This window comes from Sporosarcina sp. FSL W8-0480 (assembly GCF_037963765.1).
Taxonomy (GTDB): Bacteria; Bacillota; Bacilli; order Bacillales_A; family Planococcaceae; genus Sporosarcina.
The window spans coordinates 2013492-2036211 of sequence record NZ_CP150166.1 but is presented as its reverse complement, the minus strand read 5'-3'; the positions used below and the strand labels follow the sequence as shown (position 1 = coordinate 2036211).

Annotated in this window: 26 protein-coding genes; all 26 read right to left on the bottom strand. The window is 41.1% G+C overall.

The annotated features are described in order from the left end of the window. Positions 1 to 54 precede the first annotated feature (54 nt). Positions 55 to 501: a DUF2487 family protein gene (locus NSQ43_RS10600; RefSeq protein ID WP_339250008.1), complete on the bottom strand. Its 447-nt coding sequence runs from the start codon at positions 499 to 501 to the stop codon at positions 55 to 57. A 54-nt stretch (positions 502 to 555) separates the two neighbouring features. Beyond that, positions 556 to 1107 carry a ReoY family proteolytic degradation factor gene (locus tag NSQ43_RS10595; protein WP_339250006.1) on the bottom strand — a complete coding sequence of 184 codons (552 nt, stop codon included), beginning with the start codon at positions 1105 to 1107 and terminating at the stop codon, positions 556 to 558. A gap of 1 nt (position 1108) precedes the next feature. Next, a complete protein-coding gene (locus NSQ43_RS10590) occupies positions 1109 to 2374 on the bottom strand; it encodes a tetratricopeptide repeat protein (protein ID WP_339250004.1) in 1266 nt (421 codons plus the stop codon). Positions 2375 to 2416: 42 nt separating this feature from the next. Next, a complete protein-coding gene (gene aroA / locus NSQ43_RS10585) occupies positions 2417 to 3721 on the bottom strand; it encodes a 3-phosphoshikimate 1-carboxyvinyltransferase (RefSeq protein WP_339250002.1) in 1305 nt (434 codons plus the stop codon). A gap of 14 nt (positions 3722 to 3735) precedes the next feature. After that, positions 3736 to 4851 (bottom strand): prephenate dehydrogenase, encoded by a 1116-nt coding sequence (locus NSQ43_RS10580; protein WP_339250000.1) that lies wholly within the window; start codon positions 4849 to 4851, stop codon positions 3736 to 3738. 2 nt (positions 4852 to 4853) lie between these two features. Further along, the gene (gene hisC / locus NSQ43_RS10575) at positions 4854 to 5948 is read right to left on the bottom strand and encodes a histidinol-phosphate transaminase (RefSeq protein ID WP_339249998.1); all 1095 of its coding nucleotides are present in this window, start codon (positions 5946 to 5948) and stop codon (positions 4854 to 4856) included. A 25-nt stretch (positions 5949 to 5973) separates the two neighbouring features. Next, complete coding sequence (aroH, locus tag NSQ43_RS10570) at positions 5974 to 6339, bottom strand: chorismate mutase (RefSeq protein WP_339249996.1); 366 nt, start codon at positions 6337 to 6339, stop codon at positions 5974 to 5976. Between the two features lie 11 nt (positions 6340 to 6350). Continuing rightward, on the bottom strand, positions 6351 to 7442 hold the full coding sequence (aroB, locus tag NSQ43_RS10565; RefSeq protein ID WP_339249994.1) for a 3-dehydroquinate synthase: 1092 nt from the start codon (positions 7440 to 7442) through the stop codon (positions 6351 to 6353). Position 7443: 1 nt separating this feature from the next. Then, positions 7444 to 8625 carry a chorismate synthase gene (gene aroC / locus NSQ43_RS10560; RefSeq protein WP_339249992.1) on the bottom strand — a complete coding sequence of 394 codons (1182 nt, stop codon included), beginning with the start codon at positions 8623 to 8625 and terminating at the stop codon, positions 7444 to 7446. Positions 8626 to 8755: 130 nt separating this feature from the next. Next, complete coding sequence (locus NSQ43_RS10555; RefSeq protein WP_339249990.1) at positions 8756 to 9526, bottom strand: protein-glutamate O-methyltransferase CheR; 771 nt, start codon at positions 9524 to 9526, stop codon at positions 8756 to 8758. Positions 9527 to 9648: 122 nt separating this feature from the next. Next, a complete protein-coding gene (gene ndk / locus NSQ43_RS10550) occupies positions 9649 to 10095 on the bottom strand; it encodes a nucleoside-diphosphate kinase (RefSeq protein WP_339249989.1) in 447 nt (148 codons plus the stop codon). 87 nt (positions 10096 to 10182) lie between these two features. Further along, on the bottom strand, positions 10183 to 11157 hold the full coding sequence (locus NSQ43_RS10545) for a polyprenyl synthetase family protein (RefSeq protein ID WP_339249987.1): 975 nt from the start codon (positions 11155 to 11157) through the stop codon (positions 10183 to 10185). 25 nt (positions 11158 to 11182) lie between these two features. Further along, positions 11183 to 11878 carry a demethylmenaquinone methyltransferase gene (locus NSQ43_RS10540; RefSeq protein ID WP_339249985.1) on the bottom strand — a complete coding sequence of 232 codons (696 nt, stop codon included), beginning with the start codon at positions 11876 to 11878 and terminating at the stop codon, positions 11183 to 11185. Between the two features lie 18 nt (positions 11879 to 11896). Beyond that, on the bottom strand, positions 11897 to 12631 hold the full coding sequence (locus NSQ43_RS10535; protein ID WP_339249983.1) for a heptaprenyl diphosphate synthase component 1: 735 nt from the start codon (positions 12629 to 12631) through the stop codon (positions 11897 to 11899). Between the two features lie 48 nt (positions 12632 to 12679). Beyond that, on the bottom strand, positions 12680 to 12901 hold the full coding sequence (gene mtrB, locus NSQ43_RS10530; RefSeq protein ID WP_283731840.1) for a trp RNA-binding attenuation protein MtrB: 222 nt from the start codon (positions 12899 to 12901) through the stop codon (positions 12680 to 12682). A gap of 72 nt (positions 12902 to 12973) precedes the next feature. After that, on the bottom strand, positions 12974 to 13537 hold the full coding sequence (gene folE / locus NSQ43_RS10525) for a GTP cyclohydrolase I FolE (protein ID WP_339249980.1): 564 nt from the start codon (positions 13535 to 13537) through the stop codon (positions 12974 to 12976). Between the two features lie 275 nt (positions 13538 to 13812). Then, entirely contained in the window at positions 13813 to 14085 is a 273-nt protein-coding gene (locus tag NSQ43_RS10520) for an HU family DNA-binding protein (protein ID WP_339249978.1), read from the bottom strand. Positions 14086 to 14268: 183 nt separating this feature from the next. Continuing rightward, the gene (spoIVA, locus tag NSQ43_RS10515) at positions 14269 to 15747 is read right to left on the bottom strand and encodes a stage IV sporulation protein A (protein WP_339249976.1); all 1479 of its coding nucleotides are present in this window, start codon (positions 15745 to 15747) and stop codon (positions 14269 to 14271) included. A 94-nt stretch (positions 15748 to 15841) separates the two neighbouring features. Further along, the gene (locus tag NSQ43_RS10510) at positions 15842 to 16561 is read right to left on the bottom strand and encodes a hypothetical protein (RefSeq protein ID WP_339249974.1); all 720 of its coding nucleotides are present in this window, start codon (positions 16559 to 16561) and stop codon (positions 15842 to 15844) included. Beyond that, positions 16558 to 16764: a DUF2768 domain-containing protein gene (locus tag NSQ43_RS10505; RefSeq protein ID WP_283731837.1), complete on the bottom strand. Its 207-nt coding sequence runs from the start codon at positions 16762 to 16764 to the stop codon at positions 16558 to 16560. Before NSQ43_RS10505 ends, NSQ43_RS10510 begins: the two co-directional genes overlap by 4 nt. A gap of 35 nt (positions 16765 to 16799) precedes the next feature. After that, entirely contained in the window at positions 16800 to 17819 is a 1020-nt protein-coding gene (locus tag NSQ43_RS10500) for an NAD(P)H-dependent glycerol-3-phosphate dehydrogenase (RefSeq protein WP_339249972.1), read from the bottom strand. A gap of 19 nt (positions 17820 to 17838) precedes the next feature. Continuing rightward, entirely contained in the window at positions 17839 to 19149 is a 1311-nt protein-coding gene (gene der, locus NSQ43_RS10495; RefSeq protein ID WP_339249970.1) for a ribosome biogenesis GTPase Der, read from the bottom strand. A 285-nt stretch (positions 19150 to 19434) separates the two neighbouring features. Next, positions 19435 to 20577, bottom strand: coding sequence for a 30S ribosomal protein S1 (rpsA, locus tag NSQ43_RS10490; protein WP_339249969.1), 1143 nt, complete (start codon positions 20575 to 20577; stop codon positions 19435 to 19437). Positions 20578 to 20657: 80 nt separating this feature from the next. After that, positions 20658 to 21239, bottom strand: a complete 582-nt coding sequence (locus NSQ43_RS10485) for a lysophospholipid acyltransferase family protein (RefSeq protein WP_339249968.1) — start codon at positions 21237 to 21239, stop codon at positions 20658 to 20660. Continuing rightward, positions 21236 to 21913 carry a (d)CMP kinase gene (gene cmk, locus NSQ43_RS10480; RefSeq protein WP_339249966.1) on the bottom strand — a complete coding sequence of 226 codons (678 nt, stop codon included), beginning with the start codon at positions 21911 to 21913 and terminating at the stop codon, positions 21236 to 21238. Before cmk ends, NSQ43_RS10485 begins: the two co-directional genes overlap by 4 nt. A 130-nt stretch (positions 21914 to 22043) precedes the next feature. After that, on the bottom strand, positions 22044 to 22685 hold the full coding sequence (locus tag NSQ43_RS10475) for a flagellar brake domain-containing protein (RefSeq protein ID WP_339249964.1): 642 nt from the start codon (positions 22683 to 22685) through the stop codon (positions 22044 to 22046). Positions 22686 to 22720: the final 35 nt, after the last annotated feature.

The following is a 22720-nucleotide window of genomic DNA, read 5'->3' as shown; positions in this document are numbered from 1 at the left end:
AGAATAGTTAGATTTTTAATTCAGTATTTTATAGATGTTTTTCTATAGTTTTTGTTAAACCGACCATTTCTCGATGAATTTCGGTAGCACTTGTCGCAACTGGTCTTCAAGTATAGATTGACGTAATGAGGCATCCATACTTTCGAGTGGGATGGAAGGCATCCATATAACTTGTCCAGGTAAATCCAATGATGACCAGGCATGGTCAGTCGTCAAGAAGAAGACATGCTTGAATGGTGTAGCGGAAAACTCCTGCAATGTTGTTTTCGACATACTTGGCAGATCCGTTTCGGATGTATAGCTGAATGGTGGAGCAAACATCATCCTACCTTTAAATTGAGTTTCTATTAATGAAGAGAGATGCATGACAAATTCCGTGGAAGAAGCGCTTGCCTTCATATTATCCAATTTCATCTCAATTTTTACAAGCGGTATCACTAAAGTATCAATATATTCTTTCTGTGTTAAATATGTATCCATGTCCTTACCTGTCCAATTCATTTTAACTCCCCCTAAAAAAGTCAAGCAAATGACTCCATCATGAAGATGGAGTCATTAGTCTTTTGTAATTTTCATATCATTCAACATTGCCGATAGAACAAGAAAACGTTCCCGATCATTTGCATCCAAAGCTTCGTCTACCCGTTTCATCAGAAGATCCAGTGACATAGATGCGACACTTTCCTCTAACAGTTTTTCGGCAATTTTCCGGTCCCTAGCACTAACTTGCAGTTCTGCAGGCAAAAATGGGTTTTCCTCCCGAACACTTGCATAATGCGGGCATGTATTGCTATTAGGAAAGTTCAGCTGTATATACATTTTTTCATCCGGATGAAGTCGTAAATCATGGAATGACTTTTCTGCATCTGCCGTCATCAAATTACCTTTGTAAAAACGAAATGGTATGCTCTCTGAATTTATTGTGGAGATCACCATTGCGCGAGGACAGTAATGCACCTCATCCGTGAAGTGTACATTTTGAAGAAGCTGTTCATGGCTTAGAAGATAGTTCAGAATCCAAACACATTCCCGACGCTTTAATTTATAGCGCTTTAAAAACCACCGAACAAAGTCTTTTTTGGCAGCGACAGGAACCATGGCTGTCATATCACACCTCCTTGTCATTCAACATTTCAAGAAAAGCGGCCCATTCATCATGTTGTGTAAGTGACACAAGTGTCTTAATAACTTCGATTGCTTCATCCCGTTTTCCTTCATCTAAAAGGAATCTCGCGAATTTATCCAAAAATGATGGATCATCTTTCAATCCAGTATATGCCTTGCGGTAAGATTGGTATGCATCAGCATATAATTCCTCTCTTTCTAAAGCAAATGCTTTAAATGCAGAAAGTAGTGGAAGTTCCATTTCTTCCTCTTTCATCTCTGCCAAAAGTTCAAGGAGTTCCTCATCCTTCTCTCTTTCGTTATAAATCGAAGCGAGTGTGATGATAGCATCGATGTATTCCGGGTCAAGTGCAATCGATTGTTTCAAATGCTCCTCTGCTTCATCAGGAAGGCCTAACTTTAATGCAGACTTTCCTGCAGCCAAGCACAATTCTTTGTCGAACTCATCACGTGCAATGCCTTGCTTGAATAGCTCATAAGCTTTTTTGTCCTCACCCAATAGGGATTGGCCCTGCCCAGCTAACATATAGGCAGAAAAATAATCAGGATCCATTTGTATAAGGTTTTCGAGTAATTGAATCGAACGTTTTAGTTGACTGCTTTGGAAATAGGCATATGCTGCTCCAAATAACGTATCAGGATTTTGCTCATCCGCTAACAGATCTTCATAATAGGGTAAAGCTTCTTCATATGCGGCCCCAGCACTGTATGTTTCTGCTATTCGAAGTGGGATGCTTGTGCCTGCTATCTCCTTGTTTCCATCATTGAAAAGTTCGGAGAATAGCTTGGCCGCTTCGATATACCTTCCCGCATCAAGTAGAAGTTCAGCATATGCAAAGCGGATGACCGGAACGTGCGGGGCTAATTTATTTGCCTCCTTCACCTTTCCAAGTGCGGCTTCCGCCATGCCGATCATTTGATAGTAATCTGCTAATGCCATCAATGCTTGAACGTATTCTTCCTGATCAGGCCTCACCTCGGATAGCAACAGCAATGCTTCATCTTCATCGCCAAGTTCAAGCAATGTAGATGCCCTATCGATTTTCAGTTGTGCTTCATGCGGCATAACTTGACTCAACGTTTCATAGATATAATCCGCTTGACCGATATAACCGTATTCAACCAGTAACCCCGCAGCATCATAGAGAAGGTCAAATTCTTCCACTTTTTCTGCTCGATCAATTAACTCATTCATTAAGCGAATATCACCTTCAAAAATCGCTTTTTCAAAATCATGTAACTGCTTCATATTTTCACCTGTTCCTTCATGTTGTATACATTAGGAAAATTATTAATCCTCGTCTTTTTTAATGAGGTCAGATAGTTGTTCAAAGAAATTCGGGTAGGATATCGCGATACAGGAAGGGTTTTCGATTTGGACAGATCCTTCCGTGATTAATGCAGCGATGGCCGCCATCATTCCCAGTCGATGGTCGCCATATGATTTCAAATTCGCTCCCTTAAGTGGAGTAGGCCCTGTGATGATCATCCCATCTTCCGTCGACTCTATTTGCGCCCCCAATTTAGTCAATTCATCAGTAACTGCAGCGATACGATCTGTTTCCTTAACACGTAATTCTTCTGCATCCTTTATGACCGTTACGCCTTCACATTGTGTTGCCAGTAAAGCGATAATAGGCAATTCATCAATTAACGTAGGGATAATATCTCCCTCAATCACTATTCCTCTTAAATGTGAATTGGAAACCCTAATTGTACCATAAGGTTCCTCGTTTTCCCCGTACTTCTCAAGAATCTCTACGGTAGCACCCATTCTCTCCAAAACTTTGATAATTCCGATTCTCGTGGGATTCAATCCGACATCAACGAACTCGATGGAGCTGCCCTTGATCATCGCCGCTGCTGCCATGAAAAATGCAGCGGAAGAGATGTCTCCAGGAACAACAACATTCGTTCCCTTCAAGTTCTGTCCGCCATGTAAGCTTACTACATTCCCTTCTTGTTGGATAGTCGCTCCGAATAGTTTGAACATCCGTTCTGTATGATCCCTTGAAACCGCGGATTCCTTCACGGAAGTCAATCCATCTGCATTCAATCCTGCAAAAAGGATAGCCGATTTCACCTGAGCGCTCGCTACGGGCATTTCATAATCGATTCCTTTTAATGCCCCTCCTTTAATAGTAAGGGGAAGGAAGTCTCCCTCACCAGCCCCTGAAATTGAAGCTCCCATTAATTGTAATGGACCCGTCACTCGTTTCATCGGTCTTTTTGACAATGAGTCATCCCCAGTCACTACGGATTTGACTCGTGAGCCCGATAAAATTCCAAGCAATAATCTTGCTGTTGTCCCAGAGTTACCAGCATACAATTCCACGTCAGGTGTTTTCCAATTATGAATTCCTGGGCTGTCTATCAATACATCCGTTCCATTCCGCTCTATGGAGACGCCCAATTGCTTGAAAATGTCGATTGTGCGTAAACAATCTTCCCCTTCAAGAAATCCTTTAACGCTTGTTTTTCCAGTAGCGATCGACCCCAACATGATTGCTCGGTGTGATATGGATTTATCTCCCGGAACTTTAATCGAACCTTTAATAACTGGCTTATTGAATTGTACTGTTTTCACTTCACTCACAGTCATCAACCCCTTTAAAGAATATGCATGCTATAGTCCGTCGTTCTTGAAAGGACAGCCCTTGCTGCTTTGCGGTCATCGGCATTTTGGAAACTGATCACAAGAATTCCGTATACATCTGTTCTCGTTTCCACAATTCGGATATTCGTAATGCTGATTTGTTCATCGGCAAGTATTTTTGTGATTTCTGAAATGACACCAGGATGATCGGGAACATCAATATGCAAGTCGAATGTCATATACAAAGCCCCTTGTAAAGCTCCTTCGGATGTAGAAGGCAATCTGTCTCTAAATTTTTTGGCTTCTTCAAAGAAGCGGAAAATTAGGTCCGGATCATTTTCGTCTATCAGTGTACGAATAGATTCCATTTCCTGTAACCAACCATCGATTTGTGTTAATAACTCATCCCGATTTTGCATTGTTATGTCACGCCACATCGTAGGGTCAGCTGAGGCGATACGGGTTAAATCGCGAAAACCACCAGCCGCCAAGTTTTTAACGAAAGGTTGCTGTTTTTCCTGATCAGCCAGTCTACCGACTAGTGATGAAGCGATGATATGAGGGAAATGACTAACAATAGCAGTCATCCGATCATGCTCCTCTGCATTTAAAACAACTACTTTCCCCTTTGTCGGCTTCAGTAAATTTGATAATTCATCGATTTGTACTGAGCTTGCATTTTCATCAGGTGTCAAAATATAATAAGCATTTTCGAATAAATGCTCTTTCGCTGCAGTGATACCACTTTTATGGGACCCGGCCATTGGATGACCCCCAATGAAAGTCAATCCCTTCTCTGTAAGAATTTTGGCGGCCTCCATAATTGGCTTTTTAGTACTTCCAGTATCAGATATGATGACCCCATCTTTGAATTCCCATAAAGACGCCTCTTCCAACAATACAGCTGTCGTATTAACTGGAGTCGCAAAGATAATGAAATCTGCTTTTTCACAAGCAGATTTTGCAGACGGCGCAATCGTATCGATTATCCCACGTCGGTAAGCTTCGTCTGCAGTTGCATAAGATCGGTCAAACCCAATGATATGTATTTCTTGTTTATTGCGTTTCAGTGCAAGGCCAAGGGAGCCCCCTATTAGCCCAAGTCCCACGATTGCTACGTTTTTAGTCATATTTATCTACCTTTTTCTTTTAATAGAAGATCGAATGCAAGAAAAATACCTGTATTCTGCTCTTCGGTACCGATTGTGATTCTAACATGCATTGGTGTACCTAATGCATTACCACTTCGAACGATGAACCCATTTTTCAATAGAAATTCCGATGCTTCATCAGCATCACATGGGACTTCCATTAACACAAAGTTAGTTTGCGTATCATATACGTGTAGGCCATTAAGAGAAGCATAAGACTTGAAACGCTCACGTTGGACTTCATTCTTTCGTCGGCACTCTTCTATGAATCCGTCGTCTTCAAGGGCGACATTCGCTACCGCAAGTGCAAGCGAGTTATTATTGAATGGATTACGTACTTTATTCAATTCTGTAATGACGGAAGGAGAGCCGATTGCATAACCAAGACGGAAAGCAGCTAATCCATACGCCTTGGAGAAAGTTCTGAGTATGATAATATTCGGAAACTGATTCAATAAGCGAACTAAATCAATATGATTTGGATCAGTCACATATTCAAAATAGGCTTCATCCAAGACCACAAGGATATTTCTTGGAACTTCTCTTAAAAACTTAGTCAAAACATCATTAGGTATTAAATTTCCAGTGGGATTATTCGGGTTACAGATCCATATGACTGCAGTACGGTCATTGACCGCCGATAGGAATGCATTAAGGTCATGAAGGCCATCGACCAAAGGGATTTCTGTAATATCCGCTCCCTCTATCTTTGCGTTATGTGCATATTGCGGAAATGTCGGAGCTGGCATAATTGTATGGGTGTTTTCACGAAGCAACGCCCTTGAGATAATGGAAATGATTTCGTCAGAGCCATTCCCGAAAAGAATGGAAGAATCATCCACATTATATTTAGTAGCCAGTTTACTTCGAAGATTTGTTGCATGACCGTCAGGATAAATTTGAAAAGGCATAGAAGGACTCTTTAAAAACTCCATTACGGATGTTGCACAACCGTATGGATTCTCGTTTGAAGCTAATTTTACAACTTCTTTCAGCTTGTATAAATCCTTAACCTCCTCGATTGACCTTCCAGGTTTATAAGGCTCCATTTCTTTTAGGGCTTCTTTCCACTTCATAATTAATCCTCCAGTCTCTGTGGGGTTATTGTTGTAAGTCAGGACGAAGCTTTATCGCTTCATTATGATAAATATGTCGAATATCTTTTTGCGAAACATCACTGTTTACATGCATTAGAATTCTAATGCATAGTGGCATGGAGCCTTGTACATCCATCTCATGTGTACACATGACGGGAACAAACTTCCAACCGTCCAACGTTCGAACTGCCTTAGCCGGAAATGCCGATTTCACATCCGGAGTCGTTGAAATAATAACTGAAATAATGTCTTCCGGATCTACTCCGTTCGATTCTGCCATTTCAATCACTAATGTTCTTGTTGCCTCATGGACATTGTCCGAATGATCCTGTACAACTGTTGTAGCCCCTCTTATCCCTCTTACTGTCATTCTTTTTCCCCCTAACCTATCCTAAGCTGCAAATCATTAAAGACACGTTCGCATTCTCTTTTTGTAACGCTCTGTACGAAAGGGATGCCTAATTCTCTTAAAACAATAAAGTTCATCTCGCCAAATGTTGCTTTTTTATCCTTCTTCATGAAAAACAAAAATTCTTTGAATGTATGGTTCAAGACTGGTTCAAATGTATAGCCATTCTTCATGGCAAAGTCAATGAAACGATTTGTGAATGTTGAATCTATATTGCCATATTCCTCACTCAGGATGAAACTATAAGCCATGCCAATCATGACACTTTCACCGTGACTTAATCCGCCAAATCCGCAAACAGCTTCTACAGCATGACCAAACGTATGGCCGAAGTTTAGATATTTTCGAATGGAATGCTCAAACTCATCGGCAGCAACGATATCCGCCTTCACTTGAATCCCCTTTAGAATTTCTGTAGATAGCCATTTTAGCGATGGATTGGAAAATGCATCTTCCTCCATTAGCCGGGTCGCCCAGTTCGCATCTGAAATGAATGCATGCTTTATCAACTCTGCCATTCCTGATCGAATCTCTCGCGGCGGTAATGTTTCTAATAAGGCAGTATTGAATAATACTGCGGAGGGTTGATGAAAAGAGCCAACCATATTCTTCCCTTCCGATAGATTGATGGCTGTTTTTCCACCTACTGCACTATCATGAGCAAGTATAGTCGTCGGGCATTGTATGAACCGTATACCTCTCATAAATGTTGCGGCGACAAATCCGGCTAAATCCCCGCATGCCCCACCCCCAAATGCAAGCAATAATGAATTCCGTGTGAAATTCTCCTGCAGTAAAAATGATTGGCATTCAATATAGACCTCTGATGTTTTACACTTTTCACCTGAAGGAACGATTTTCACAATTGGAGACACCCCTGCATTTTCCAGAGCTTCAACTAAAATCGGCAAATGTTTGATTGCAACCGTATTGTCAGCAATGATTCCAATTCGGTCAGCGGTTTTCAGCAATTCCTTGTAATCGGATGAAAAAAGATCATAAACGTGATCACCCACATGCACTTCATATTCGGCATTCGGTAATTGAACGGTCAGTTTTCCCATCTTAGAACCCCTTCACATATTCTCTATACCGATTAATTTCCTCTTGTAAGCCATCCATCGTATCTGAACGGAATTCATCCATGATCGCTTTAGCTACTTCAGTTGCAATAACATGTTCAGCTACTACAGAAGCTGCAGGTACTGCACATGGATCGGACCTTTCAATCGTCGCTACGAAAGGTTCTTTTGTTTCAATATCGACACTTTCAAGCGGCTTGTACAATGTTGGTATTGGCTTCATGACTCCCCTGATTACGATTGGCATTCCAGTTGTCATACCACCTTCCAGCCCCCCCAGTCTATTCGACTTTCGATAGTAACCAAGTTCCTCGGACCATGCTATCTCATCATGTACCTTGCTTCCGGGGTTTTGGGCCATCTTAAAGCCCATTCCAAATTCAACCCCTTTAAATGCATTGATGCTCATCATAGCGCCAGCAAGTCTGCCGTCCATTTTGCGATCGAATTGAACGTAGCTGCCAATTCCAGGTGGGCACCCTTCGACAACAACTTCTACGACGCCTCCAAGTGTATCACCGCGCTCCTTAATATCATCAATTGCGGATACCATTTTGGCTGAAGCAACTTCATCTGCACAATAGACTGGGTCTTGCTCTATGATTTCGCGGATTTCATCTGCGTTTAAGCTTGCATACGATTCAGGATCTGTCGTTATTCCACCGATTTCCGTAACATGTGCTACTGTCTTGATACCAAGTTGACGAAGGAACTGTTTAGCTACAGCGCCTATTGCAACCCTCATCGTCGTTTCCCTTGCGGACGACCTTTCCAGTACATTCCGTAAATCACGATGACCGTATTTCATGCCTCCTACAAGATCTGCATGCCCCGGTCGCGGGCGGGTAATCCGTCTTTTTATATCTTCAGGATTCATATCATCCGGCAGCGGTTCGATACCCATAATATTTGTCCAATGCTTCCAATCATCATTTTCGACTGTAAGTGTCACTGGCGAACCGAGGGTTAAGCCATGCCTTACACCGGAAGTAATCAATACCTTATCCTTTTCAATTTGCATCCTTCTGCCTCGCCCATGTCCCCCCTGGCGTCTTTTCAATTCTGTATTAATCATTTCTGCAGTCAAAGGCATTTGAGAGGGCAACCCTTCAATAATTGCTGTCAATTGAGGACCGTGTGATTCTCCTGCTGTAAAAAACCTCATTCTAAATTCCTCCTTTTATCTCTCTTTTAAAGGTTGGATAAATATCCGCTTCATAGCACCTTAACAGAGTATTGCAATTTTGACTATAGTTATTATAAAAAAAAGATGAATTATTACTACAAAAAGAAACTCACTTTTTCTTATAAAAAAAAGTTTCAACTGGCTCAAGACCATATTTAGATGGGTTGAATATTTGTTCAGTACTTCCGACAAAAAGAACCCCATTTGGTCTTAGAGCTTTTGAAAAGTTTATGTACAATTGCTCTTTAGCTTTATCAGTAAAATAGATCATTACGTTTCGGCAGATAATAAGGTCATAACCATATCCATAATAATCGTTCAGTAAATTATGTTGCTTGAATTGAACGGTACGCTTAATTTCATCTTTAACTTGATAATGTTGACCCTTATTTATAAAATAACGATCCAATATCTTAGATGGAATTTCCTTTAGTGATCTTTCAGTGTATACGCCAACCCTCGCCTTATCCAATACTCCGGCATCAAGGTCAGTAGCTAAGATGGAAATATCTCCAAGTGGAACATGCGATGCTAAAACCATGGCAAGCGAGTAAGGCTCTTCTCCTGTAGAACATGCGGCACTCCAGGCTTTTAAAAATCTATTCTCAGAAATAAGCTCAGGAAGAATTTTTTCATCGAGCACCTCCCATCGTTGAGGATTTCGATAAAATTCTGAGACATTAATAGTTATCCTATCTAAGAACTCTTCCAATAACATCTTGTCTTGATATATGGCTAAATAATACTCAGTGAAATTGGCAAACCCTCTTTTTTCATAAAGTGAAGTGATTCTTCTCTTCATTTGGGCCTCTTTATACAAAGAAAGGTCTATCCCGATTTTGCTTTTTATATTTATGACGAAGTTGGTGTAATCTGACAATCATATCCCTCCAAAACCAACTTTTTTCTATTATACCGAAAAATACAGTAAAATTGGTAAACAAAAACAGCCATGCAGTTATTTGCATGACTGTTTTTAAAAGTCGGTGTTACAATCTTTAATTAGTTGATCCAGCTAAGGATAGATTTGTCATAGCTGACAAGCTCTTCTTCTTTGAAGAAAAGGTTGATTTCACGAACTGCCGATTCTGGTGAGTCAGAACCGTGGATGATGTTTTTGCCTACTGTTACAGCGAAATCTCCACGAATTGTTCCAGGTGCTGATTCTTTAGGGTTTGTTGCACCCATCATTAAACGCGCAGTAGAAATGACGTTCTCGCCTTCCCAAACCATTGCAAAAACGGGTCCGGAAGTGATGAATTCTACAAGCTCTCCAAAAAATGGACGCTCTTTATGCTCGCCGTAATGTTGTTCTGCAAGCTCTTGAGAAATTTGCATCAATTTACCGCCAACTAATGTGAATCCTTTGCTTTCGAAACGGCTTACAATCTCACCGATTAAGTTACGTTGCACGCCATCAGGTTTTACCATTAAAAACGTTTTTTCCATTTATAACACTCCTTCATATATGTATCGGATTTTATCCTTACCGATCGTATCAAACAGAAGCCAATCTTTCAACTAACAGCCCTTCAACTAAAACTTTCTTTTGCCGATAAATGCTGCGATTTGAAGTAAAGCTTTCTTTGCGTCCCCATCCGGCAATGATTGAACTTCTGAAATCGCTTTTTCAAGGTACAGTGTGCTTACTTCCTGAGCCTTTTCAATAGCGCCAGACTGGCGAATATAGCGAAGCATTTCCATACGCTCCTCTTCGGTCAGTGTACCATTAAAGGAACGAATTAAAAACGGTTGGAATTCCGGATTATCTTTTATGTATAATGTCGGTAATGTAATATGGCCATTCAGCAAGTCACTACCCGCTGGCTTGCCTAACTTTTCATCAGTCGAAGTGATATCCAAGATGTCATCGACAATCTGAAATGCCATCCCTGCAAAATAACCGAATCTTTTCAGCTTTCCTACAGTATCTGGACTTGCGTTTGAGACAAGTGCACCTAATTCACAGCTAGAGGATAATAATAATGCTGTTTTTCTCTTGATACGCCGTAAATAATCACGGAACGTCTGGTCCGTTTTTTGCTGATATTCAAGCTGAATGATTTCCCCTTTGCAGATTTCCAACATTGTTTCAGCCAATAGTTGATGAACTGCAGGCATTTCAATTTCTCCAATGGAAACGAGCGCACGGGAAAAGATATAATCACCGGTATACATGGCAATCCTATTATTCCACCTTGACTTAACCGTCTCAAAACCTCTCCGGAAATCGGAGTTGTCTATGACGTCATCATGAACAAGGGAAGCCATATGAATTAGTTCCAGTGATACTGCAACCTTCGCCACATTTTCTATTGAGTATTCACCGAACTTTGATGATAGGATAACAAAAATCGGTCGTATTCTTTTTCCTCCAGCCCGTAATAAATGCAAGGAAGCTTGACGGATGACCGGGGAAGAGGAGTCAACGGATTTTTCAAGTTCCTTTTCGATATATGACAGATCCTTTCGGAAATCTGCGTAAAGCGACATTAACTTCAATTTCTCCAAGACGATTACCTTCCCCTACTTGCAATTATTTGTAAGCGATATGCCCTGCTGCTGCACCACCGCTATATTTCTTGAATGATACTTCCTGAAATCCGGCGTCAACAAACATTTGCGCAAGTTGCTTCGCTCCAGGGAAATCATCCGCAGATTCTTGAAGCCAAGAGTATTCTTTATAACTTTTCGCAAAAATCTTTCCGAATAACGGCATGATGTATTTAAAGTAGAAGCGAAACAATTGTCGGTAGACCGGTATTTCTGTTTGGGATGTTTCCAAACACGCTGCCATGCCTCCTGGTTTAAGTACCCTATGTAGCTCCCTCAATACTTGTTCATAGTCCGGCACATTGCGTAAACCGAATCCAATTGTCACATAATCGAAGCTATTATCCGCGAATGGGAGCTCCATTGCATTTCCTTGAATAAGATTGATGGAAGGATATCCTTGAACTTTTGGCCTTGCGGATGCGAGCATCCCCTCACTGAAATCAAGTCCGGTTACACTGCCATCTTTACCGGTCGCTTCAGCTAATGCAATCGTCCAATCTCCCGTTCCACAACAAACATCTAAAGCTCTTGAATTCGGTTTGACATTCATGCGCTTCATAATATCGTTTCGCCATTTTTTGTGTTGATTAAAGCTGATGACGGAATTCATCTTATCGTAGTCATCCGCGATTCTTTCGAAGACGTGATGGACTTTCTTTTCTTTGGATGTCTCCATATGTCTTCCCTTCTTTCCTTAGAGAGGCTTTCCTGATAAAGGAGTAGCCAACCTATGTATTTCCTGCTTTAAAAACGGAGCTAAAAAGCCGGCATTTGCAAGTTCGCTTTTCATCTGTGTAGACAATGCAGAAATCGCTGAGTCGATTTCTTCTTTTTTTAGCCTGTTTTTTGATCGATCCCAATTGTTGTTTACACCTTTTGTCAACTGTTTGAAATACCAAATTAGTCCCAATGCAGTTTCAGATATCGTTCTATATTTCGTAAAACCATATCTATTGTGGAATTCGCCAATGCACCCAGATTCAATTACAGTCATCGACGCAATATGCATACATGTATCTTCAATAGGCTCCATGAATAAATCTGTTTTAATCTCGTTGATACGCCCAATCATTTCCGACATCGATTTAATAAATTCGAAATCAGGAATAGAAGATAATAAACGATAATGGATTCCACTGAAATGATCTCCGGATAATACCATAAGCTGCTGTTTTGTTGTAGAAGCGTCAAGTAGGTCAACCTGATCATGAATATCGAATGCGGCATGAACAGCACCCACAGCAATAGCTGATCTATTCAGCGTAGGTGACCATTTTTCACCATTCAGCAATGGCAAAAGAAGGAAGAAAGCTTTCGCTTCATCCAAAGGCATCTTTCCAAGCTCCCTATTTACAATCGGTTCTTGGATAGATTGCTCGACTTCCCTTATATAATTTTCGACGTATCGATTAATTGTTAGTCTGTCCATCTTCGGTTCTCCATTCAAAGACAATGTGAAAGGTTGATCCGTTATGAGTTATTCTTTCCCATCGCTGTAAACAATACCGTGCGCGGAGTGAATTTCTGCCTTGCCACGTATTTTCATGGCGGATGTATGTTCAGTGAATTGGGCAATCATCACTTCACCACGGTCCAATTTTTCGGTGTGATGGAATTTTGTATCATTGCCTCTTGTAAGTCCAATGACATTAACTCCATCTTCTTGTGCTTTTATAACGATAAAATCAGGTTGTGGCATATTTTCAACTCCCATCATTCATATACAATTCATCATATCATAGAAATGAATTGAACCGCAAAGTCATCGGTCTTATTTAAGAAGAGACAGAATTTCTGCTCTTTTCACATCATCGTGTTCATAGATGCCCCGAGCTACTGTTGTAACAGTTTTCGCTCCAGGCTTTTTGATTCCTCTCATTGTCATGCACATATGTTCCGCCTCTATTATTACGTAGACGCCGATTGGATTTAACATTTCCATCATTGCGTTCGCGACTGTGGAAGTGATTCTTTCTTGCAATTGTGGTCTTTTTGCTGTTGTTTCGACGGCTCTCGCGAGTTTGCTTAGACCAGCTACTACTCCATTTCGTGGTATGTATGCGATATGAGCGTGCCCGAAGAATGGGACTAAGTGATGTTCACACATTGAGTGAAATGGTATGTCTTTTACTAATACTACTTCGTCATGGTTTTCATGGAATACGGTTTCGAAATATTGTCGAGGGTCTTTGTCGAGTCCTTCGAATACTTCTGCGTACATTTTGGCAACGCGTTTCGGTGTGTCTAACAAGCCTTCCCTTTGTGGGTCTTCCCCTACGGCTTCAAGAATCATTGTTATTGCTTTTTCTATTTTTTCAAGATCCATCTTAGTCATGTTGATAACCTCCCTAACCCAATCAATGCTATTCCTTCAAAGATAGTAGCATACTCCTACCAATACGTACAGTTCATAGATTCGATATTACACCGTTGCTTTACGTTTCAGGCTGACGCTTTCAGCTGGTGCTATTCCCGCCGGAGTCGCCGCCTTCCACTTCAAGCAACTATAGATATCAATTCATTAGTAGAGCTAATTAAAAATAAAAAGGAGCCGCCCCTATGATCTGGTTAGCCAGATGTAGCGGACGGACTCCTATGTAAACTTAAAGATTATTTAACAGCGTCTTTAAGTGCTTTACCTGCTTTGAATGCAGGAACTTTGCTTGCAGCAATTTCGATTTCCTCACCAGATTGAGGGTTACGTCCCTTACGTGCAGCACGCTCGCGCACTTCGAAGTTACCGAAACCGATCAATTGTACTTTATCACCATTAGCAAGTGCTGATTGGATTGTATCGAATACAGCTTCAACCGCTTTAGTAGCATCTTTCTTAGTTAAATCTGCTGCTTCAGCTACTGAGTTGATCAATTCTGTTTTATTCACACCATTCACCTCCTCTCAAAGGTAAATTACATTTGCTTTTAAAAGAGTAACACACTAGAAACCGCGGTGCAACAATATTATAGGGGTTTTCCGTGGTTTTTGGTCATTTTCGGTAAAAATAGAAAAAGACCCGTGAAATACGGATCTTTTAAGGTTCTTTCGACTTATTTGAGGCCCTAATTTTTAAACAATAAATGTTATCATGCCTTTGTTACCATCGTTGACCATTTGCTCAATTGTTTCTCGTAGGCGTTTTCGCGCATTTGGTGGAACGGAAGACGTTTTAAAGCGGATGCTTTCCTTCAGTACTTCATGTAACGGTGTTCCGAAAAGCTGTGTTTGCCATAGGGCATCCCTGTCATGAAGATAAGCGTTCTTCAATTCCTTCAGCAAATGATGGCTATGGAATTCTGATCCGATTAGAGGGGAAAACTCCGCGTCCATATCGATACGAATAATATGAAGCGATGGTGCTGTTGCTTTCATCCGTACACCATAGAAGTTATTTTCTTTAATAAGTTCTGGTGGAGATGGTTGGAAATCATCAATTGTCGGCAATGCGACGCCATATCCGCTCTTCTTTGCCGTATCAATCGCTTCGGCATACATATCATATGACTTTTTGGCTTTGACAGCGTCTTTTACGAATAGGAGCCAATCTTTTTTCGTTTTCAATTCCTGCTGCATGATTTCTTCGCAAACTTCAAGGAATGCCTGTTCATCCATCGTAATGTTAACTGTCGCTTTTCCCTTACCTGCATCAACATCAATGACCTCAGCATTTCGTACAAACTTTTCATCTTTCAATCGTTCTGCAAGTTCTTGAATTTTACGGATTTTCGATGCCTCAAGGAATCCTTCGTTGATGACATTGTCGATAGCTGCATTTAGCTCATGATCCGATCCAAGCACGTCCATCCAGTCAGGCTTTTGCAATTCGATATCAGTAATAGGGAATTCGTAAAGCGCCTCTTTTAGGATGAGTTGGATTTCTTGGGCGTTTAACTGGTCCGCGCTAATTGCGATTACTGGTACACCGTGTTTTTCATGCAACTGTTCCTTTAAAGCTACTGTTCTTTCATTGGCAGGCATCTTGGAATTCAGGACAATAACAAAAGGCTTTCCGATATCTTTTAACTTACCAACAATTTCATCTTCGGCAACTTCAGCTGCGGCTCGTGGAATGTTGTTAACCGTACCATCAGTTGTTACGAGAATGCCGATTGTTGCATGGTCTCGGATGACTTTATCAGTTCCAATGCGAGCTGCTTCTTCGAAAGGTATCGGTTCATTATGCCAAGGAGTGTGGACAAATTTCGGACCATCCTCATCCTCATATCCTTTCACTCCATCAATCACATAACCGACACAATCAGCAAGCCTTACTTGGAATGACAATTCCCCTTCTCCGATGGACACTTGGGTTCCTTGAGCGGGAACGAATTTCGGCTCAGACGTCATAATAATCGGACCTGGCGAGCTTTGAGGCAATTCGTCCTGTGCCCTTGCCCTATCGCCTGCATCCGTCATATTCGGTATGACGACCTCCTCCATCACCCTTTTGACGAATGTCGATTTACCGACACGAACAGGGCCGACAACACCGATATAAATATCCCCATCCGTTCGTCTTGCCAGATTTTCATACAACTCCTCTTTCATACATAGCCCTCCTTTTTTCGCGCATATTAGTTTATGTAAATGAAAAACGTTTCATGCTAAAAAATGCATGAAACGTTTTAGATACTCTATTAAATTATTTCTTTTTCATAAACACTGGTTCATTTTGATCATTTACAGTATAAGGCAATGAATAAGCCGGAACGATAGGAAAGTCTTCGGTAAGGAGATGGCGTATGTCTTCCCCTTCCTTGACATCTGGTTTCTTCTCCTGAAGGATTCTGTTCAGATCGATAGAGTAATCCACATAAAACTTCCCATCCCCACCAACAACTATCGGAAGAAGTACGTCAGAATATGGACTTTCTACCTTCAAAGGTTCTTTAAAGCCCATTGCCTCGAAATCTATTTCATAAACATTCTCACCGACAGCTTCTTTGAAAGGCAGTTTTCCGTTTATATGTTTACGTAGGTTCAACTCGCGTAATCGTTCAGCAATTCGCAGATCAACAAGTTTAACGGTTGGATTTTCATCCACATTCATTAATACATATTGAAAAATTCCTCCTGTCTCAAATGCATTGGATGGAATTTTTTCCGTATATGCCGGAACAATCTTTGAAAATTCAATCGGATACTTTATGTACTGGTCTGTTTCATTTTCCCTTGTTTTAATAGGTAATAATCCGCCGTTATTTTCTTTATATGCGTTAACAGCCTTTTGAATCGCTTCAATTTGATCTTCATACGGGATTTCTCTTTGTTCTTTTTCATCACCAGGATACATGCAGCCAGAAAGAATCATCATGATACTTAAAGAAATTAATAATGTAAATCTTTTTTTAATACTCCTCATCTTGCTCCTCCTGTTGGCCCGCTAAATACGAGATATACCATAGCGAAAAAAGAAAATATTAATAACGCGTATGCGATTAGGGCAAAAATGAATTTTAAAAGCTTATTCGAAATCTTATGACGGCTAACATAGATGAGTCCCATGGAAATCGCCATGAAACCCATCGCATAAAATGATAGCCACATTTTATCCAAAGAGGACAAAAAGGATCATCCTTTCGTATTATACAGGATATCTGTTATTTATAAAAAATATCCTCTATCTCTTGTTTTTTCATTCTATTCATTAATTGATCTACGGCTTCTTTTGGTGGAACTTCTCCGAAAAGCACTGAATACAATGCCTCAGTTAAAGGCATTGAAACATCATATTGTACGGACAGCTGATAAGCAGCTTTCGTTGTTCGAATTCCTTCGATAACCATTCCCATTCCGGAAATGACTTCATCGATTGACTTTCCTTGTCCTAATAGATTTCCTGCTTTCCAGTTACGGGAATGAACACTTGTACATGTGACTATCAAATCACCAAGTCCAGTTAGGCCAGAGAATGTTAGAGGGTTTGCCCCCATTTTCATGCCAAGTCGAGTGATTTCTGCAAGGCCACGGGTTATTAGAGCCGCCTTAGCATTGTCTCCATAACCAATTCCATCAATGATTCCGGCAGCAAGTGCAATGATATTTTTTAAAGCTGCGCCCAATTCTACCCCGATTAAGTCATCGTTCGTGTAGACACGGAAATATTGATTCATAAATAGGTCTTGCACCTGTTCTGCGGCATTTTGGTCATTTGAAGCGGCAGTGATTGTTGTTGGTTGACGAAGGACAACTTCTTCAGCGTGGCTCGGTCCTGAGAGTGCCACAATTGAACGAAGTTTACTTGGTTCGATTTCTTCCTCGATCATTTCAGAAATGCGCTTCAATGTATCTGGTTCGATTCCTTTTGATACATGTATTATCAGTTTTGGTGTTTCAGTTAACTCATTAATTTGCTTTGAAATTTCTCGGATGGCTTTTGTAGGCACAGCAATGACAAGGATTTGAGCATGTTGAATAGACGCCTTTAAGTCAGATGTTGCCTTTAAATTTTTGGGTAATGAAATATTAGGCAAGTAAGAAGAATTCGTATGCATTTCATTAATTTCATTAGATTGTTCAGACCTTCTTGTCCATAAGAGACAATCATGACCATTTTCCGCAAGAACGAATGCGATAGCAGTACCCCAACTACCTGCTCCTAAAACAGAAACGTTTCTCAATACATTTCACCTCTTTTAATCAGCTTCTTGCTCGTGTAATTAGACGGACAGGTGTACCCTCGAAGCCGAATGATTCCCTCAAACGATTCTGCAGGAAGCGTTCATATGAAAAGTGCATTAGTTCAGGTTCATTCACAAAAACAACGAAGACTGGAGGCTTTACAGCCACTTGGGTTGCATAATAGATACGAAGTCTGCGGCCTTTGTCTGAAGGTGCTGGATTTCGTGCAACAGCATCCTCAATCACTTCGTTCAATACGCTTGACTGGATACGTAATGCGTGGTTTTCGCTAATCATTTTAATGGTATCAAATAAAGTTGTAACACGTTGTTTTGTTTTCGCGGAGACATAGGCGATCGGAGCGTAATCTAAGAATAGGAAATTCTTTCGGATATCCTCATTGAATTTGTTCATCGTCTTGTCGTCTTTTTCGACAGCGTCCCATTTATTCACAACAAACATGATTCCTTTTCCTGCTTCTTCCGCATAACCAGCGATACGCTTATCCTGTTCACGTATCCCTTCTTCACCATTGATAACAATTAACACTACGTCTGAACGATCGATTGCTTTTAATGCCCTTAAAACACTATATTTCTCCATATTCTCGTACACTTTCCCTTTTTTGCGCATTCCGGCAGTGTCGATGATTTTGTACTTCTGCCCCTCATACTCATAGGATGTGTCTATTGCATCAGTTGTCGTTCCGGCTACATCACTGACGATGACCCGGTCTTCTCCAAGCAATGCGTTCACAAGGGATGATTTGCCGACATTAGGTCTACCGATCAATGAAAAACGGATGACGTCATCCTCAATGGCTTCTTCTCCTGGTTCCGGGAAACTAGCTGCAACAGCATCAAGCAGGTCTCCGAGCCCGATTCCGTGTGAGCCAGAAATCGGATATGGATCGCCAAAACCGAGTGAATAAAAGTCATATATCATATCACGCATATCTGGGTTATCGATTTTATTTACAGCGAGAACAACGGGTTTCTTTGTTTTATAAAGTATTTTGGCGACATGTTCGTCTGCATCCGTCACGCCTTCTCGCCCGTTTGTCAAGAAGATGATGACGTCCGCTTCTTCGATTGCGATTTCCGCTTGTGCTCTGATTTGTTCAAGGAATGGCTCATCGCCAATATCAATACCGCCTGTATCGATTAGGTTAAAGTCATGGGAGAGCCAGTCAGCGGAGCTATATATCCGGTCTCTTGTTACGCCGGCTACGTCCTCGACGATTGAAATACGTTCTCCGACTATTCGGTTGAAGATTGTCGATTTTCCGACATTCGGTCTTCCAACGATTGCTACAGTTGGTTTACTCATTATTAAACACCCTTCCAATATATCTCCTGTGTATTATACACAAAAAAGATGATGATGCCTATTTAAGCACCATCACCATAAGACTTAAGAGATAATCGACATCTATTATCGTTAAACTGTTGCTTTACGTTCCAGGCGGACGCTTTCCGCGGGCATGGCTTCAGCCTCCTCGTCGCTTTGCTCCTGCGGGGTCTTCAGCTCATGCAATTCCCGCAGGAGTCGCCGCCTTCCACTTCAAGCAACTGTAATTCCCTTCTATAAGAGAAAGATACATCATATCGAAACTTATTCAGTAAACTTTTTAAGTTGGTCTCCGATGACGTCGCTTAAGGAGAATCCTGTTTCTTCTTTCATCTCATAATCGCCATAGGAGTTATCTTCTTCCTCTTTCTCAACCAAGTCTTTAATGCTAAGAGAGAGTCGCTTTTCGTCTGCGTTGACGTCAACCACCTTAACGTCCACTGTTTGACCTTCTTGCAAGACTTCGTGAGGTGTTCCAATATGCTGATGGGAGATGCGTGAAATATGAACAAGCCCCTCCACACCCGGGAATACTTCTACAAATGCACCGTAGGAAACGAGGCGTTTCACTGTACCCTGTAAGACGGATCCTTTTGGAGCACGATTCTCGATATCTTCCCATGGTCCTGGCAACGTTTCTTTGATCGACAAGGAGATTCGTTCGGAGTCACGGTCTACAGATAGTACCTTGACATTGACTTTGTCTCCTTCTTTAAGGACATCCGAAACTTTTTCAACATGTTCGTGTGATAGTTGAGAAATATGGACCAACCCATCAACTCCCCCGATATCGACAAAAGCACCGAACGAAGCGATACGTTGTACTGTACCTTCGAGAACTTGACCCTCTTTCAGTTCAGTAAGGGTTTCCTCTCTCTTATTCGCTTTTGCTGCTTGAAGGACGGCACGATGAGAAAGGATCAAACGATTTTTCTCCTTGTCCATTTCAACGATTTTGAATTCCATTGTACGTCCCTTGTAGTTTTCGAACGATTCGACAAAATGATCTTCTACAAGTGATGCAGGAATAAATCCACGTACACCTAAATCTACTACGAGGCCGCCTTTCACAACATCCTTAACCTCTGTTTCAATTGTTTGTTGGTTGTTAAACTTTTCTTCAAGTGAATCCCATGCGTTTTCCGCATCTACTTTTCGTTTCGATAGAACAAAATTCTCATCTTCAACTTTTGTGATAAGCAATTCAAGCTCATCTCCTACTTGAACTGCATCTGATGCTTTTTCAATGTGAAGGCTTGACAGTTCGCTAATTGGGATGACACCGTCAAACGGCGCACCAGAAATTTCGACCATCACCGATTTATCTTCGATTTTTGTTACCTTACCAGTTACACGGTCACCTTCTTTATAACCGTTCAATTCATCCAAATTCATCTCTTCAGTCATATGTAGTCCTCCTCCATAATGAATCCTATCTCTATATTATTCGAATCGATTCATAAAAACAAAAAATTACGCTTATAAATTTATTTATTCTGTTCTAAAAGGGTTCGGATTTCACTCATAATCACTTCTGTTACTTCTTCTGCGGATGCTTTTCTCTCCCGATAGCTCGTCATGTCAATCGGCTGTCCAAAAACGACTTTCAGCTGTTTGAATGGTTTGTAAGGGCCCACGATAGCACATGGCATTACGACTGCATCACCTTTGAGGGCGAAGAATCCTGCACCAGCAAGTCCCTTACCAAGTTGTCCTGTTTTACTTCTTGTACCTTCAGGAAACATGCCGACTACATGACCACCCCGCAGAAGTTTTAGGGTAGTTCTGAACGCTTCGCGGTCACTCATGCCCCGTTTGACAGGAAATGCGTTCACACTTGGGAGAATTGATTTCAGGATCGGTACATTAAACAGCTCTTCCTTTGCCATGAAATGTACTGTTCGGGGACTAGATATTCCAACGACCGGCGGATCGAAATTATCAATATGGTTTGTACAAAGAAGTACCCCTCCATCTTTCGGGAAGTTTTCTTTGCCAATAACCTTTATCCGAAAAAGTGGAAAGAAAATAGTACTAACTAAAAATTTACCGAACGGGTATAGATTCATTGGTTCATCCTCTTTTCCGCCAGTTCAATTACTTTATTAGCCACTTCTTCAATAGACATGGATGTCGTATCCACCAAAACAGCGTCTTCTGCCATTTTCAGTGGAGATAATTCTCGCTCACTATCTGCGCGGTCCCTTTTTTCGATTTCCTCTTTCAGTTGTGCAAGAGGAACATGAATTCCACGTTTTCCATTTTCGATAAAACGCCTTTCAGCCCTTTCATCGACAGAGGCTGTCATAAACACCTTTAACTCCGCATTCGGAAGTACTGCAGTCCCGATATCGCGACCGTCCATCACTACGCCAGTTCCTTCTGCTAATTCTCTTTGTTTCTCCACCATAAGATGTCGTACTGTTGTGTGGGCAGCGACCTCAGAGACATTAGCCGTTACTTCTTGGGAGCGGATCTCCTCGGTGCAATCGACTCCGTCAATCCAGACCGCTTGGCCATTTTCCACAGGAACTAATACTATTTCAGTATGTTCAAGTAAATCCGCTAAATCCTTATCACTACCCATATTTATGTCTGATTTGATAGCTTTATGCGTCAAAGCTCTGTACATCGCACCTGTGTCTATATACGTATATCCCAATTTTTGTGCAATCCTTTTTGCAATAGTGCTTTTACCTGCAGCTGCAGGACCATCAATTGCAATAATAATCCCTTTACTCATATCATCTACCCCCGTATTCAGTTCGAAAACATTGTATCATAATCTAACTTTGGTGGCACTCCACCTTCTGCTTTTTAAGCAAAAAGGGAAAAGTCCTGATTTGATAGGACTTTCCCCGTTGAACTGTGTGCTATGCTTCATTCCTTGCCTGCAATTGTCTTTCAAAGCAAAATCGGATAATGTTCTGTCTATCCTTAGGCGTTGTCTCCACAAACTGCAGGGATGCAATATCACGCTCATTCTTCTTCCAAGTACGTATTGTTTTCGCATCCGTTTTAATGTACTTAATCTCATCATTCATGAAAGGTAAGGCAATCGTTAATCTCACCTTTTCACCATCTTCGAATGTATCATTTGGCCCAAGGTTTAACGCTATGCCTCCAGCACTGATATCATCCGCGACGAATTGTTGAAAAACACCCCTATAGCCCACAGCGACATCTACGGCCGTTTCCACACGTACAAATTCTCGTCTTTGGATTTTAGTTAGCATTTGATCTCCTGGATAGGAGATTTTCAACATTGGGATGCCTTTATTTGCCCTGCCTGTTACTTCGGTTTTAAATAGATAAGAAACATTATTTCTAACAAAAGTAACATTCAATTTTGTACCATCGATCAAGAACGTCGTCCGATTCGTTTCAACATTGACGGGATAGTCAATCATGACAAAATTTTCACCCGCGTCAACAACCTTACTTTTAAATTGCTCATTTTTTTCTTCCCTGTCGACTTTCACGATGGTTAACGTTGTACCAATAGAAAGGAACAATGTAAACACCTACCCTTGAATGGTTACTACCATTA